Source organism: Pseudomonas cichorii, from assembly GCF_019719005.1.
Taxonomy (GTDB): domain Bacteria; phylum Pseudomonadota; class Gammaproteobacteria; order Pseudomonadales; family Pseudomonadaceae; genus Aquipseudomonas; species Aquipseudomonas cichorii_E.
Map to the genome: position 1 here is coordinate 1 of NZ_JAIGPJ010000063.1, position 14,180 is coordinate 14,180.

General features: G+C 57.2%; 12 protein-coding genes. 2 read left to right on the forward strand and 10 right to left on the reverse strand.

All coding sequences use genetic code 11. The features are described from left to right. Nucleotides 1–229: 229 nt before the first annotated feature. The 8 genes from rfaH to K5D32_RS25330 all read right to left on the reverse strand — a co-directional run bounded on the left by rfaH (nt 230) and on the right by K5D32_RS25330 (nt 8,673). Nucleotides 230–739, reverse strand: coding sequence for a transcription/translation regulatory transformer protein RfaH (gene rfaH / locus K5D32_RS25295; protein ID WP_221557652.1), 510 nt, complete (start codon nt 737–739; stop codon nt 230–232). Between the two features lie 4 nt (nt 740–743). After that, nucleotides 744–1,532 (reverse strand): WbqC family protein, encoded by a 789-nt coding sequence (locus tag K5D32_RS25300; RefSeq protein WP_221594348.1) that lies wholly within the window; start codon nt 1,530–1,532, stop codon nt 744–746. 53 nt (nt 1,533–1,585) lie between these two features. Further along, complete coding sequence (locus tag K5D32_RS25305) at nt 1,586–3,802, reverse strand: polysaccharide biosynthesis tyrosine autokinase (protein ID WP_221594349.1); 2,217 nt, start codon at nt 3,800–3,802, stop codon at nt 1,586–1,588. Next, nucleotides 3,803–4,255 carry a low molecular weight protein-tyrosine-phosphatase gene (locus K5D32_RS25310; RefSeq protein ID WP_221578768.1) on the reverse strand — a complete coding sequence of 151 codons (453 nt, stop codon included), beginning with the start codon at nt 4,253–4,255 and terminating at the stop codon, nt 3,803–3,805. Beyond that, on the reverse strand, nt 4,245–5,177 hold the full coding sequence (locus K5D32_RS25315) for a glycosyltransferase family A protein (RefSeq protein ID WP_221557645.1): 933 nt from the start codon (nt 5,175–5,177) through the stop codon (nt 4,245–4,247). Before K5D32_RS25315 ends, K5D32_RS25310 begins: the two co-directional genes overlap by 11 nt. A gap of 3 nt (nt 5,178–5,180) precedes the next feature. Further along, nucleotides 5,181–6,698 carry a lipopolysaccharide biosynthesis protein gene (locus K5D32_RS25320; protein WP_221557643.1) on the reverse strand — a complete coding sequence of 506 codons (1,518 nt, stop codon included), beginning with the start codon at nt 6,696–6,698 and terminating at the stop codon, nt 5,181–5,183. Between the two features lie 5 nt (nt 6,699–6,703). After that, a complete protein-coding gene (locus tag K5D32_RS25325; protein ID WP_221602267.1) occupies nt 6,704–7,825 on the reverse strand; it encodes a DegT/DnrJ/EryC1/StrS aminotransferase family protein in 1,122 nt (373 codons plus the stop codon). A gap of 62 nt (nt 7,826–7,887) precedes the next feature. Then, entirely contained in the window at nt 7,888–8,673 is a 786-nt protein-coding gene (locus K5D32_RS25330; protein ID WP_221602268.1) for a hypothetical protein, read from the reverse strand. 815 nt (nt 8,674–9,488) lie between these two features. Between K5D32_RS25330 and K5D32_RS25335 the strand changes: the two genes are divergently transcribed. Beyond that, on the forward strand, nt 9,489–10,667 hold the full coding sequence (locus K5D32_RS25335) for a cysteine desulfurase family protein (protein ID WP_221602269.1): 1,179 nt from the start codon (nt 9,489–9,491) through the stop codon (nt 10,665–10,667). Nucleotides 10,668–10,721: 54 nt separating this feature from the next. Beyond that, nucleotides 10,722–12,521 carry an aminopeptidase P family protein gene (locus K5D32_RS25340; RefSeq protein WP_221602270.1) on the forward strand — a complete coding sequence of 600 codons (1,800 nt, stop codon included), beginning with the start codon at nt 10,722–10,724 and terminating at the stop codon, nt 12,519–12,521. Nucleotides 12,522–12,547: 26 nt separating this feature from the next. Here K5D32_RS25340 and K5D32_RS25345 read toward each other — a convergent pair whose 3' ends face one another. Continuing rightward, entirely contained in the window at nt 12,548–12,862 is a 315-nt protein-coding gene (locus K5D32_RS25345; protein ID WP_221602271.1) for a hypothetical protein, read from the reverse strand. Between the two features lie 194 nt (nt 12,863–13,056). After that, nucleotides 13,057–13,941, reverse strand: coding sequence for a threonine/homoserine exporter RhtA (rhtA, locus tag K5D32_RS25350; protein WP_221557635.1), 885 nt, complete (start codon nt 13,939–13,941; stop codon nt 13,057–13,059). Nucleotides 13,942–14,180 lie beyond the last annotated feature (239 nt).

A 14,180-nucleotide genomic window follows, 5' to 3' on the forward strand; every position in this document is an offset into this window, starting at 1 on the left:
GAACCGGAGCGGATGGTTTTCCCCCCTTTTGCCGAAACAAAAGGGGGCCGCCGTAAAGGCGGAACCAGTAGCACCAGCACATACCCATAATGGATATGTACACCGGGTTACGTTTTTACCCTACGTAAAATACGTTCTAATCATGGTCTTGCGTCTTGTTTGATGAGAGCGAATTAATTCGCGAACAAGTGACTTCGCGGATAAATCCGCTCCTACGCAATGGTTGGGTTCAGGCCCTGGCCTGCATCGGCGACAGGCTGCTGAGGGGGATCACCACTTTCTGCTGGCGTTGCAGCAGGTTGAGCAGGATCACTGCACGCTCGGTTCCGTCGGCGGTCAGGAAAATCGCCTCGACATCGCAGAAACCACCCGCGGTCACCCGTACATGTTCACCTTGGGCATACATCGTTCTGGGCTTGGGCACCAGCAGGCGCTGGCGGATCTGTTCGATCAGATGATCCTGAACCGGCACCGGATGCCCGCCGAACGTCACGATGCGCGCCACACCACGGGTCGAGCGAATCGGGTACCAGTTGTCATGGACCTGATGCATGCGAATGAACAGGTAGCCCGGAAACAATTCTTCTTCGGTCTTGCCGACTCGCTTTCTGTTGTCACTGACGGTCAGTGGCCGGTAGCACTCGAAATGCTGGCGTTGCAAGTGCTCCTGAGCACGGCCTTCCTGTCGGGGTTTGGTCTGGATCAAGTACCAGCGGGCGTTGTCATGGGCGTCTGACATGATTTCACTCCACTGCAAGTTGTGGAGACAGGGTCGATACCGCTTCGGTACCGATCTGGATATAGGCGTCGTTGGCGGCAACACTTTCATTGTCGCTGTAACGGGTCAGCAGCTCCTGAACGCGCTCCAGGCTGTTGAACATCAGCACATCGATGATCGACAGATTGGCCACGAAAGGATGGGCAGACTGCGGATAGACAATCGGGTCCATCTTGAAAAAGCGCAGCAGCAGGCCGTTGTGGGCGAAATGATCGCGGTCGTACAACTCCATACCGCCGATAGGGTTGAGAACGGTGGTCGCCGAGAAGGTGTGCGCAATATTGATGACCCGGTCCTGCTTGTCGGTGCATGACACCAGTTTCAGATCGGAGCCGCGCAGGATAGGCGTGATGATTTGCAGGTATGAGCACAATTCGCGGATGGAGTGTTCGGCGTACAGCGCAAGGTTCTGTTGCGGGAAACGAATCAGGCGCTCGATCAATGGCATCACCTGAGCAAAATAAGGCGCCTTGCGATAGCTCTGGGTGATCAGGTTGATCAGGCGACTGGCTTCCTCGTTGAAGTTGTCCACCAGATGACGCTGCATGATCGGCAGCGCGAAGTGGTCCTTTTTCAACGGGAAGCTGATCAGCCGGGCTTCGCCGTTGCACAGGATCCGGTTGCGGTTGACCCAGCCTGCACGGATATATTGCAGATCGTCACCCAGGACGAAGACATCTGCGGCAGCGATGAGCTGAAAGTAACCCAGATAAGGGAACAGGTAGGGCTGCATCATTGCTATGGTCCTGGCCATGTGTAACTCCTTTAAGTGGATGGCGTGATTGGTGCGTCGGGGCTTGGGTTATTTCATTTGTGAACCGGGTTGTAGCTGTATCCATAGGCAGCACAGTCGTAATCGGAGCTCGATGCCTTGCGCACCACGGCATTGAAAATGGCGCCCTTGATCAGAATTCCGTTCTGCCCGAGCCGGCGTTTGCAGGCTTCGATTTCCTTGATGGTGGTCACGCCGAAACGGGCCACCAGCAGACAGGTGCCCGCCTGACGACCCACCAGGGTCGCATCGGTCACGGCAAGGATGGGCGGGGTGTCGATCAGGATCAGGTCGTAGAGCGGTGAAAGCTCGTTGAGCATTTTGTTGAAGTTGTCATGCATCAAGAGTTCTGAAGGGTTGGGCGCTGCGAAACCGCATGAAATGAAATCCAGATGACGAATCTGCGTGTGGTTGATGACTTCGGTGCAGTGCAGGCGCGCAGCCAGGGTGTCGGACAGCCCGTGCTTGGGTTGCAGCCCCAGTACCCGGTGCAGATAACCCTTGCGCATGTCGGCGTCGATCAACAGCACCCGCTTGCCGGTCTGGGCGATGATGGCCGCCAGGTTGCTGGAGACGAACGACTTGCCGACGCCGGGAGACGGGCTTGAAATCATCAGCACGTTATTTCGGGCTTCGAGCATGGCGAAGTGCAGGCTGGTACGCAGGCTGCGCAGGGACTCGATGGCCAGTTCGGTGGGCGCAGCGATGCTCAGCAGCTTCGAGTCCTTGCTGTTGGCGCGGCTTTGCAGGTTCTTCTCCAGACGTTCCTGCTGGCGGGAGTAGGGGAGCGAGGCGTAGACCGGCATGCCGATGTTTTCGATGAACTCGGCACTTTCCACGCCACGATAGAACGCCTGGCGTACAAAGATGATGGAGACAGCCACCAGCCCGCCGAGCAGGGTGGCGATCAGCACGATCAGGGTTTTCATCGGCTTGACCGGTCTTTCGACGTTGGTATCGGCGTTGTCGATCACCCGCACGTTACCGATGCTGCCGGCCCGCAGAATGTCCTGCTCCTGGCTCTTGTTGAGCATCAGGGTGTAGGTCTGGCTGGTGACCTGCATGTCACGGGTCAGGCGCAGCAATTCCTGCTGGGTGAGTGGCAAGGCTTCGATCTTTTTCAGCAGGCCCTGCTTCTGTTGCTCCAGTTGAGTCATCTGATTCATCAGGCTGCGGTAGGTCGGGTGTTCGCGGGTATAGAGCCGTTCCAGCTCCACACGCTTGAGCTTGAGTTCCGACAGCATGGAGTCGAGCTTGACCACCTGATCGAGCACACCTTTGGTTTCGATGCTCAGGTCCACCGACTTGGCGCTGGTCTGGAAGTTGTTCAGGGCTACTTCCGACTCTTCCAGTTGTTTGCGCACCATCGGCAATTGCGAGCGCAGGAACTCCAGGCGCTGCGCGGCTTCGGCAGAGCTGCGTTCGACGTTCTGGCGGACATACAGACGGCTTATTTCGTTGAGTATCTCGTTGGCCTGTTTCGCGTCCTGATCTTCGATGGACAGGTAGATGATTCCCGAATCCTTGCCGGCTTCGGTGATCTTCAGGCGTTTCTGGTAAATCAGTGCTGCGCTCAGAGTGCGTAGCCGGGAGATTGTGAATTCGGTACCGGGACGGGCCTGCAGATCCGCGACCTGGATCTTCACGCCGCGACCCTCGACGGTCCGGTGGGTGGCGCCGCTGAGCAGCAAGGCATGGTCCTTGTCATAAAGCGCAAAGGTGCCGGGCTTGCCTGCTACTAGTGTCAGGTCCTCCCCCAGAAGGTCTTCTGGGACCTCCAGTTGAAATATATCGATCTTCTCGCCGCCCCAGGCGTATTGCTCCAGCCCGAACATCGGCTCGGCCAGGGCACCTTCGTATTCCGGTTTGAAGGTGCGATACAGGTAAGGACCGACGAACGGCAGAACGTTGGGCTTCTGGATGATATTGAGCTTCAGGTCGTCGACGACCTTGCCCAGCAAGGCCCGTGACTTGATCAGTTCGATCTCGGTCATGGCCTGGGAAACCGACATGGGTTTGTTGCTGACCTCGGGTGTGCCTTCGATCCCGACTTTCTTGGGCTCGATCTGGATCATGGCATTGGCCTGGAAAATCGGTGTGGCAAGAATCGCGTAGGCCAGGCCGACCATGAAGAACAGGCTGACGATCCAGATGATCAGACCCTTGTGGTCGAACAGCATGCGCAAGATAGTTGCCAAATCGATCCGGGTGTCCTGGTAGTAATCCAGAGAGGAACGGTTCATGACGGTCATTTATCTTGTTTCTCCTGACTGAAGATAAGGAAGCCAGTCGTCAACGCATCGCGAAAGATGCTCATAGGTCTTTTCAAAGGCTGACTGGGGCCCCCGGTAGGGGTCGGCTATTTCCTGCTGGTGTTGCCACTTGCCGATCAGAAACGTCTTGCCACGAACTTCCGGCGCCAGTTTCAGAATGTTGAGAATGTGCGGCTGCTCCATCAGCAGGATCAGGTCTGCCTGACGCAGCAGTTGCCGGTTTACCTGACGCGCTTCATGGCGGTATGTCGGGACGCCATGAACCTGCAACACGGTTTTTGCCAGTGGGTCGATGGACGAGCCCGGCATCGTGCCGATCCCTGCCGAATGGATATGCACCGCGGATGACGACAGGCGATGGCGCAGCAGGGCTTCGGCCATGGGGCTGCGGCAGATATTGCCGACGCAGACCACCAGCACATTACTGAACATGGTGCTTGCCGTTTGACGGGATCAGTCTCTTGCTGAGGTTGACGATGACGTTGCGCGCCACCATCAGCAGCGCCTGAAACTTGTTGCGCGGTACCAGCGCCGCCAATGACAGGCTGACCACTTGCATCAGGAAGTGCTCGTACAACTGCTGATTGCCCAGCCGGTTGTAGTAATTGGCCAGGCTTGAAAAGGTCAGCAGGCTCATGTGGATCTTTCGCTTGTTGCTGCGCATGGAGAAGATCCCGCCGGGATGCAGCCGGTAAGCAGCGGGTTTGATCTCGGCGATGAACTTGCCCTTGCCGAAGGCCCCCAGCAATGACCACCAGCACAGGTCGTTGAGAGGGGCGATCAGTGGTTTCAGCTCGGGCGGCATGCTGGAGAACACGTTGCGAAAGCAGACCGTCAGGGTAGAAAGAGGCCGCGCCATCTGCAGTTCGAGGGCCGTGGCGTCGGCGCGTAGCTTGCCCTGCAACTGGACGCCATATTGACCGTGCTCGTCGAAGGCAATGGCATCGTGATAGGTGATGGCGTAATCGGGATGGCTTTCCAGAAAGTCCACCTGAAGTTGCAGCTTGCGTGGGTCGGTCCAGTAGTCGTCGGCTTCGCAATAAGCGATGTAGCGGCCGCGGGCCTTGGCGAACAGTTCCGGGACGCAGGGCTTGCCTTGGCGATACTGATTCTCCTCCTGATAAAAGGGGCGAATGATCGTCGGGTGGCGCTTGGCGTATTGCGCAATGATCTGCGCGGTACTGTCGGTGGAGGCATCGTCATGGATCAGGATTTCGAAGTTGAAGCTGGTCTGCTGGGACAGAAAGCCATCCAGTGTCTGGGTGATGAACGCCTCCTGGTTGTAGGCCGGGCAGACGATGCTCAATAACGGTTCGGCGTTGTCAGGGCGCTTGTTTTTCACGGTGGCATCCATGGCTCATGTACTCGGTTTGCTGAACAAGACGTAGATCTTCATCGCCAGGGGTTTGTAGCTTGCGGCCACCAGCGCCAGGGTGATGAAGCCACTGGCGGCGAGGCCCAGCAGCACGGTCGTGCGGCTCTGTTGTTGCGCGATCATGCGAAACACCGGCTCGCTGCAGATCAGCCCGACGGCGGTCATGGCACTGATGCGCAGGGTGTCGCGCAGCCATTGCCCGTGAATCCCCGGTGCCAGGCGTTGATGCACGATCATCGGCCAGATCGCGAACGACACCGCCCGCAGGGAAAAGAAGGCCAGCGCTGCGCCGTAGGCTCCCTGGTAATGAATCGCGACAAACATGACCGGCACTGTGATCACGGCGGAGATAACGCTGTACCAGATGTGCAATTGCATCCGCCCATAGGCGTATTGCAGGTAGAACTGAAAGGCGCTGGCCGCCATGATTGCGCTGCCCAGGGCATACCAGCACAGGATCGAACGCCCCCACTGGGCCGCGGCCTCATCGCCGGTCCAGGCGTAGAGCAGCGGTTCGGCATGCAGGGCGACAATGGCCGCCAGTGGAAACAGAAAGGTGCAGACAAAACGGTTGGCTGCCAGAAACAAGGCATGCATGTCCTGATGGCGATCTTCGGCGACCAATACCGTCAAGCGTGGCAGAAGGGCCTGCACCAGCGGGTTGGTCAGCATCATGATGCCGGTGGTGATCAGCGCGACCAGGGAGAAATACCCGTACTGATCCAGCGGCAGTATTTTCGAAAGCAGAACCTTGTCGACCTGAGTCAGCAAGATCCATAGCACGCTGCTCAACGAGATGCTGGCGGCGAATGGCAGGATGGGTTTGACCAGTTGCCAGTCGATGCCCGTTAGCCAGTGGGCGACAGGCATCTGCCGCCAGGCCCGGGTGGCGAATATCAGGGTTTCGAGCGCAGCGACAGCCGCCTGGAATTCAAAGAAATCCTGCGGGTCCTGAGAAAAACTGCTCACCAGCCACAGTCCGCCGAAGTAGCGCAGGGTTGCGATGAAGATGTTGACCCCATTGAGCCAGGCATGCTGTTCGAGCCCCTGAATGCCGCTCTTGTACAGCGTCGAATACAGGCGCAGGGCGATGACCACGCCCATCAGGCCGATGCAGTTGACGAGCGTCTGAGGCTGTAACTCTTGAGCGTTGAGCCATTGCACGGCAATCCAGGAGCTGGCTGCATAGACCCCGATGGCACTGAGCAGCGCCATCGGCAGAAACATGATCTCGAACGAGCGCAGGATTCGTCCCTGATGCCTTTCACCGGCTGGCGAGCCCTGATGCCGGGCCACAGCTCGTACCAGGCTGGGGGACATGCCGGCATCGAGCAATTGCAGCCAGGCTTGCATGACAGTGAAGAACCCGATCAGACCGTAAGCCTCGGCACCCAGATGGCCGAGGTAGAACGGCATGATCACAATGCCCACCAGCATCACATAAGCCTGCCCGGCGTAATTCAGCGCGGTATTACCGATCACGGAGCGTTTGCTGAACATGGGCATCAGATGACCTGGGCAATGGCGGGGCTTTGATAGCTGGCACTGCCCAGGCTGCATTCTTCGATCAGGGTATGAATGACCCGGTCCTGATCGTCACGGGACAGGCCAGGGTAGATGGGCAGGCACAGCACACGCTCGCTCAAGGCCCGTGACACGGGTTGCCCCGGTTGCGGCTGGAGGTATTCGAGGGTGTCCAGAGACGGGTAGAAGTAGCGCCGCGGGTTGATACTGCGGGCGTTGAGCGAGGCGCGTACCCTGAGCAGATGCTGCTCGTCCTGCAGGGCCACCGGGAAGTAACTGTTGTTCAGCTCGCTGTCGGGCTCGGGTTGCTGCAGGTCCAGGTAACTTTCCAGACGCGAGCTGTAGCGATGGGCGATTTCGGCACGTTCTTCGAGGATATTCTCGATATTGTCCAGAATGCACAGGCCCATGGCGGCCGAGAACTCATTGAGCTTGGCGTTGATGCCAATGCCGTCGATCTTGTCGACATCGGCAATACCGAAGTTGCACAGCAGATAGACGCGCCTGGCCAGTTCGTCATCGTTGGTGATGATCGCGCCACCTTCGATGGTGTGAAACAGCTTGGTCGCATGGAAACTCAGGGTGCTGATGTCGCCCCGGTTAAGCACTGACTGACCGCCATGGCGCACCGCGAATGCATGTGCACCGTCATAGACCACTTTGAGCCGGTGCTTGCGTGCGATCTGCTCGATGGCGTCGACTGCGCAAGGGTTGCCGAACACATGGGTGCCGACAATCGCGCTGGTGTCTTCAGTCATCACGCTTTCGATGTGCTGTGGCGAGATGTTCCAGGTGTGTGGGTCGATATCCGCGAAGATCGGCCGGATACCTTCCCATTGCAGAGAACTGGTGGTCGCCACAAAGCTGAACGGCGTGGTCACGGCGCTGCCGCTCAGGCCCAGGGCGCGATAAGCGACTTGCAACGCCAGGGTGCCATTATTGGTCAGGATGATGTGCCTGACTCCCAGGTATTCCTTGAGTCGGCTTTCCAGTTCGCCTACCAGTGGCCCGTGGTTGGTCAGCCAGCCTCGTGCGTAGATACCCTCGACATACGTCTTGAACTTGTCGATATCACCAAGGTAAGTCTTGGTTACGTTAATCATCGAAACCTCCATGTCGCTTGTCGGATCGTTCTGTTGCGGTGGGCGCCTGTTCCTTGCCTGAGCTAGGGAGAGGTCGGTTCTGGAGGCGAAGAACTGGTTTGTGCGCTGACACGTGCTGCCCGGCCCTGATTCATGCCCAGAATCAGACGGGTGAGCGTGCTGCCGCTGTGGGGGTCGCCGAAATGCAGGATGGCCGTGGCCCGTTTCAGACCAGGACTGCATGGCTGGTTGGCGTGCAAGGAGCGATAGCCCCAGAACAGATAGATATTGCCGGGCTGCAGTTTCAGGACTGTCGGCCTGAGCCAGCCGCGATTGATGGCGAAACAGGTCAGCCAGCGGCTGAAGCGATTCTGTAACAGTGCCTTCTCGACGACATTGCGCGCCACGTTGCTGCGCAGCTTGCGTGCGTTGGAGAACAGCATCAGGTCGCCGCATTCTTCGCCGTCGACCGGGATGTAGATCGGAATCAATGCGGTGACCAGACTGGCATCGAAGTGAAAGCAGTTGGACTCCCGTACTCCCTGGGAACCCTGTATGCAGCGCAGTACAGGGAATATCTGCTCGCTGGGGCTTTCCTGCAGGGCGGCATGCCGGTAGAGGCTGGCCATGAGCTGTTTGAATGTCGGGTCTGACCACAGGCTGGCCAGCAGGCTTTCGCCCAGGCTTTTTTCGCCATGGTAGGCAAAGTACTCACCCGGATGCTTCGACGCCCGGCTGTCTGTGAAGGCCCGCAACTGCTCCAGGTCGGTGTCGCTCAATATGTTCGTGAGGGTAGTGAATCCCTGTGCATCTATATCGTTGGCCAGGTGTTGAATCTGTTGGGTGTCGAAAGCGGGTATCAGTGGCATTTCAGTTACACCTTTGGGCAGGTGGAGGCGAAAAACCAAAAGCGAAACTGCTGGCCTGGTTATGGATTTACCGGATGTCCGGGCACGCTACCGCCCGAATCATCGGGATCCGGACTTGCATTCATTCAAATGACACCCACGCCAGCCTGATTGAACGAATCCGTTCCAGTCGAGCGATTGCTTCAGACAAAGCTACCGCCACACCGAACGTGTTCAGTAATTTCAAGGGTTTCATGAGTCAACAGACATCCAGCGGGGCGAGGGCAAGGCTCCGTGGAAACAACTAACATCGTGGGCAGAACAAGAAAGCTACGGCGTGACCCGATCCTGCGTTGTGCTCTGTGGCATTTACGTACAGTCCAGGATGGGGCTGACAGTCCTATATATTGGTAGCGTCAGCCAATCTGTCAAATTATTTCGTCAGCTTTCTGTTAAATACTTGATAAACCGTTTCATTTAAAAAATAAGTCATTGATTTAAAAAGGAGTCAAAAAAATAACGTATGCCTCATAAAAGGGCGGTGTCATTTTTTGGGCATATTTACACAACAGCGGGTGTAAAATTTGTACAAGAGGATCCAGAGCGCTGAGCATAGGTGCTGTCGACACGTTTGCAGGGTATCTGTTATTCCTTATTTGAATATATAAATAATAATATATAATTTTTGGTTCTATGTGATTTCATGCAATATTGAAGCTGTGATATGTAACGTAGCGTGCTTTGAGGATGGTCTCAGGGTTTGAACCGGATCGAAGGGATATGTCGATCATGTAAGCAGTTCGGGATGCCGGGCTGGGCAATTCAGAGGGCTGTACATGCAAAATTCTGCGCTGTATTTCGATTACGCTGCCACCACCCCCGTGGACGAGCGCGTGATTCAGGTGATGGTCAAGTGTCTGGGAATAACGGGCAATTTCGGCAATCCCGCTTCCAGTTCTCATACATATGGCCAACAGGCGCGCCTGACAGTCGAATACGCACGCGAGCAGGTGGCCGGTCTGGTCGGTGCCCAGGCAGGGCAGATTATCTGGACGTCCGGCGCGACCGAGTCCAATAACCTGGCGCTCAAGGGCGTGGCACAGGAGCATGCACTGCGCACGTCACAGTCCGGCGGGCACATCATCACCAGCCAGATCGAACACAAAGCCATCCTCGATACAGCCCAGCAACTCGAAGCCGGTGGATACGAGGTGACCTACCTTGCCCCTGATGCCGATGGCCTGATTACCCCCGAGGCTGTAAGTGCAGCCCTGCGTGACGACACTTTTCTGGTGTCGCTGATGCTGGTCAACAACGAACTGGGAACCGTCACCGACATCGCCGAGATCGGCAAACGGGTCCGTGATCACGGCGCGCTGTTTCATGTGGACGCCGCTCAAGGTGCCGGCAAGCTGGCGATCAACCTGGCGGAACTGGCCGTGGACCTGATGTCGTTTTCGGCGCACAAGATCTATGGTCCCAAAGGTATTGGCGCCCTGTATGTCGGTCCGCGAGCCGAGCAGCGGGTGCTGGCCCAGATTCATGGCGGCGGTCATGAATGCGGTCTGCGCTCTGGAACCCTTGCAACTCACCAGATTGCGGGCATGGGTGCAGCCTTCGCCCTGGCTGCCGATTCGCTGGAACAGGAAATCGCCCATATCGAGCGTCTGAATCTTCGTCTACGTGAGCGTCTGGCGGATATTCCTGGTGTAAGAATCAATGGCAGCCCTGACCAGCGCATTGCACATACCCTCAGCCTTACCTTTGGCAAGAGCGACCTCAATATCGCTGCCCTTGGCAACGGCCTGGCTTTCTCATCCACCTCGGCCTGCAACTCCGCGAAGAACACGCCTTCGCACGTGCTGCTGGCGCTGGGACACAGCCCGCAGGCGGCGAGTCAGACCATTCGCCTGAGCCTGGGACGTTTCACCCACGAGCAGGATATCGACCGCGCCGTGGAGTTGATTCGTGCCTCATTGATCCAGCCTGCGTTCTGGGCGGTTGCTCAGTCTTGATTGGTGCTCCATTATCTGACCCGATATAGCGATTAAATCGGGTCAGGAGAGTCAATGAGTACGCAATCCACAGGAGTGGCAGAACGTCTGGCGCAGACGCGCGCCTTGATGAGTCGGGAACAGATCGATGCCTATCTGGTGCCCTCGGCAGATCCCCATCTCTCCGAATATCTGCCTGGCTATTGGCAAGGTCGGCAATGGCTTTCCGGTTTCCATGGCTCCGTGGGAACGCTGGTCATCACTCAGGATTTCGCCGGTGTCTGGGCCGACAGTCGTTACTGGGAGCAGGCGACCAAGGAGCTGGCGGGCAGCGGTATCGAACTGGTCAAGCTGCTTCCCGGCCAGCAAGGTCCTCTGGAGTGGCTTGCCGATCAGGCCGGGGCTGAAACGGTCGTTGCCGTCGACGGTGCCGTGCTGGCTGTCGCTTCCTCCCGCAGTCTTGCCAGCAAGCTGTATGCCCGTGGAGCCAGGTTGCGCACGGACATGGACCTGCTCAATGAGCTATGGAAAGACCGTCCTGCCTTGCCGACCAATCCCGTATTTGAACACCTGCCGCCATACGCCACCCTTGAACGGGGCGAGAAACTGGCCCGAGTGCGCCAGGCCATGCTTGAGCGTGGAGCTGATTGGCATTTCATCGCGACCCTGGATGACATTGCCTGGCTGTTCAATCTGCGTGGCACCGATGTTTCCTACAACCCGGTCTTCATCTCTTTTGCACTGATCGGGCCTCAGAGCGTCACGCTGTTCGTGGCCTCGGACAAGGTGGGCGAGGATGTGCGCCAGAGCCTTGTGCGTGACGGTATCAACCTGCTGGAGTACACGCAGATCGGTGCAGCGTTGCGCGAAGTGCCAAAGGATGCGCGTTTGCTGGTGGACCCGGCACGAGTGACTTGTGGCCTGCTCGATTATCTGGACAGTGAAGTGACGCTGGTCGAAGGGCTGAATCCGAGTACCTTGTTCAAATCCCGCAAGACCGAAGCTGATACACGACACATTCGCCAGGTCATGGAGCAGGACGGTGCAGCGCTGTGCGAGTTCTTTGCCTGGCTTGACGCGGCATTGGGGCGCGAGCCCGTCAGTGAGCTGACCATCGACGAAAAACTCGGCGAAGCTCGTCAGAAACGTCCTGGTTATGTGTCGCCAAGTTTTGCCACCATCGCGGGATTCAATGGTAACGGTGCAATGCCGCATTACCGTGCCAGTGAAGAGGAGCATGCGCAGATCGAGGGTGACGGCCTGTTGCTGATTGACTCCGGTGGACAGTATCTGGGCGGCACTACCGACATTACGCGCATGGTTCCGGTAGGTACGCCTAGTACTGAGCAGAAGCAGGACTGTACTCGAGTGCTCAAGGGCGTGATTGCTCTATCCCGGGCTCGTTTTCCGAAGGGGATCCTGTCTCCGTTGCTGGATGCCATTGCCCGTGCGCCGATATGGGCCGACGAGGTCAATTACGGTCATGGCACCGGGCACGGTGTCGGTTATTTCCTGAATGTGCACGAAGGGCCGCAGGTCATTGCCTATCAGGCGGCGGCCACGCCACAGACAGCAATGTTGCCGGGGATGATCACGTCCATCGAGCCGGGTACTTACCGGCCGGGTCGCTGGGGAGTGCGAATCGAGAATCTGGTCATCAATCAGGAAGCGGGCAATACCGAGTTCGGTGAATTTCTCAGGTTCGAGACGCTTACGCTGTGCCCGATCGATACGCGCTGCCTGGAAATCTCACTGCTGAGCCAGGATGAGCGCAAGTGGCTCAACGACTATCATGCCCATGTCAATGAGCGCCTGAGCCCGCTGCTGCAAGGTGCGGCCCTGAAGTGGCTGCAGGTCCGCACGACAGCGGTCTGATATACCTGTGTTGAAGCGTCGAAGCCTCAGGGGCTCGGCGCGGCCTGGCCTATCGGCGAGCTTTTGGCGCAAACAAAGATCATGCTGCGGCGGGTATAGCCTGCCGGGTTCAGACCGAACGGGTAATCGCCCGGATCTTCCACCACATCGCCGGACTTGGCGATGACCTTGTAGCTCCTGGACTCACAGGCATTCGTAGCCAGTTCGTTGCATTTTTCCCAGGATGAAGACAGGCCCGAGCAATTGATGTGGATACCGCGCTTGCCTTGCTTGACAGGGTTGGACGTTGTCGCACATCCGGCGACGGCGAGTAACGCCAGTACGATAAAGATGTATTTCATGCCCTTCCTTAACTGGTCATTATTCAAAGCCAGCGTCTGGCCTGAGTTCTTGTGATCACATAATGACGTTCGTAAAGTGATAGCTCGATGGCATTATCTGCGAAGCGAGAAATCATAAAGGCTTAAACATGGCTCATGCGCGTGACAAATGCTAGTGCTCTGTCACCCAAAAGCATATCCATTTTCCTGAAGGCTCAATCTGCAGGCACGAGCTGCGGTTTGCCTGACGTCGACGTCAGGGTGGCGCCGATGGATGCCATGATTATGGCTAGAATTGCCAGCCACTGGACCAGTGTCAGGTGTTCGCCAAGGAAAAGAATGCCCGACAAGGCGGCAAATACCGGCTCCAGGCTTGCCAGCATTCCAAAGGTCTGTGCAGGCATGCGGGTCAATGCGACCATTTCCAGGCTATAAGGCAATGCGGTGGACAGAATCGCGACACCCAGAGCGGCAGGGATCAGGGAAATGTCGAGCAGTGCCGAGCCAGCATGTACCGCTCCGATCGGAGCGATGAAGATCGCTGCAATGATGACCCCCAGTGCTGCGGTCTGGACCCCGTTGTCGGCACCGGCTTTCTGGCCGAACAGAATATAAAGAGCCCAGCACACTCCTGCACCCAGCGCGTAGGCCGCGCCGAGCAGATCAATGCTGGCACTCGACTGGCCGATCGGGATGAGCAGTAACAGACCGATAACGGCCAATACCACCCAGAGAAAGTCGATGGCTTTGCGTGAAGAGAGCAGGGCGACAGCCAGTGGCCCGGTAAACTCCAGGGCGACTGCAATGCCCAGCGGAATGGTTTGCAGGGACATATAGAAGAGGAAATTCATCCCGCCCAGTGCGATTCCGTAAATGACCACCGTGCGTAATGAGCTGGCAGTGAGGCGCGCTCGCCAGGGGCGCAAAATCACCAGCAGGATCAGGCTGGCAAAGACCAGTCGCAGCGTGGTGGTCCCTTGTGCGCCTACGGCTGGGAAAAGACTTTTGGCCAGCGAGGCGCCGCTTTGAATGGAGGCCATCGCAATCATCAGCAATCCCAGGGGAAAGATGATGGAGGCGATACGAGGCTTGTTGGTCATTTCGGGTGTGTATCCAGGGTAAACGGGGGTAGTGAGGGCGGTATGATGCTTAATAAAGCAGAATTGCGCAATATATTGCGCAGATGGTGTGGTCTTCTTATATAGAAGGAAGCCTGGTGAGGCTAGTTTTGCTGAAATCGAAATTAACGGTTGACGGGCGATTTAATCTCTCTATAATTCGCCCCACTTCCGGCGCAGACGGAACTGAAAAAGCCTTGTAAATCAATAGTTTGCAAGTT

Coding starts and splice junctions, on each gene's coding strand:
- rfaH (WP_221557652.1), bottom strand. CDS start 739: ATGTCAGACGCCCATGACAACGCCCGCTGGTACTTGATCCAGACCAAA.
- K5D32_RS25300 (WP_221594348.1), bottom strand. CDS start 1,532: ATGGCCAGGACCATAGCAATGATGCAGCCCTACCTGTTCCCTTATCTG.
- K5D32_RS25305 (WP_221594349.1), bottom strand. CDS start 3,802: ATGACCGTCATGAACCGTTCCTCTCTGGATTACTACCAGGACACCCGG.
- K5D32_RS25310 (WP_221578768.1), bottom strand. CDS start 4,255: ATGTTCAGTAATGTGCTGGTGGTCTGCGTCGGCAATATCTGCCGCAGC.
- K5D32_RS25315 (WP_221557645.1), bottom strand. CDS start 5,177: ATGGATGCCACCGTGAAAAACAAGCGCCCTGACAACGCCGAACCGTTA.
- K5D32_RS25320 (WP_221557643.1), bottom strand. CDS start 6,698: ATGTTCAGCAAACGCTCCGTGATCGGTAATACCGCGCTGAATTACGCC.
- K5D32_RS25325 (WP_221602267.1), bottom strand. CDS start 7,825: ATGATTAACGTAACCAAGACTTACCTTGGTGATATCGACAAGTTCAAG.
- K5D32_RS25330 (WP_221602268.1), bottom strand. CDS start 8,673: ATGCCACTGATACCCGCTTTCGACACCCAACAGATTCAACACCTGGCC.
- K5D32_RS25335 (WP_221602269.1), top strand. CDS start 9,489: ATGCAAAATTCTGCGCTGTATTTCGATTACGCTGCCACCACCCCCGTG.
- K5D32_RS25340 (WP_221602270.1), top strand. CDS start 10,722: ATGAGTACGCAATCCACAGGAGTGGCAGAACGTCTGGCGCAGACGCGC.
- K5D32_RS25345 (WP_221602271.1), bottom strand. CDS start 12,862: ATGAAATACATCTTTATCGTACTGGCGTTACTCGCCGTCGCCGGATGT.
- rhtA (WP_221557635.1), bottom strand. CDS start 13,941: ATGACCAACAAGCCTCGTATCGCCTCCATCATCTTTCCCCTGGGATTG.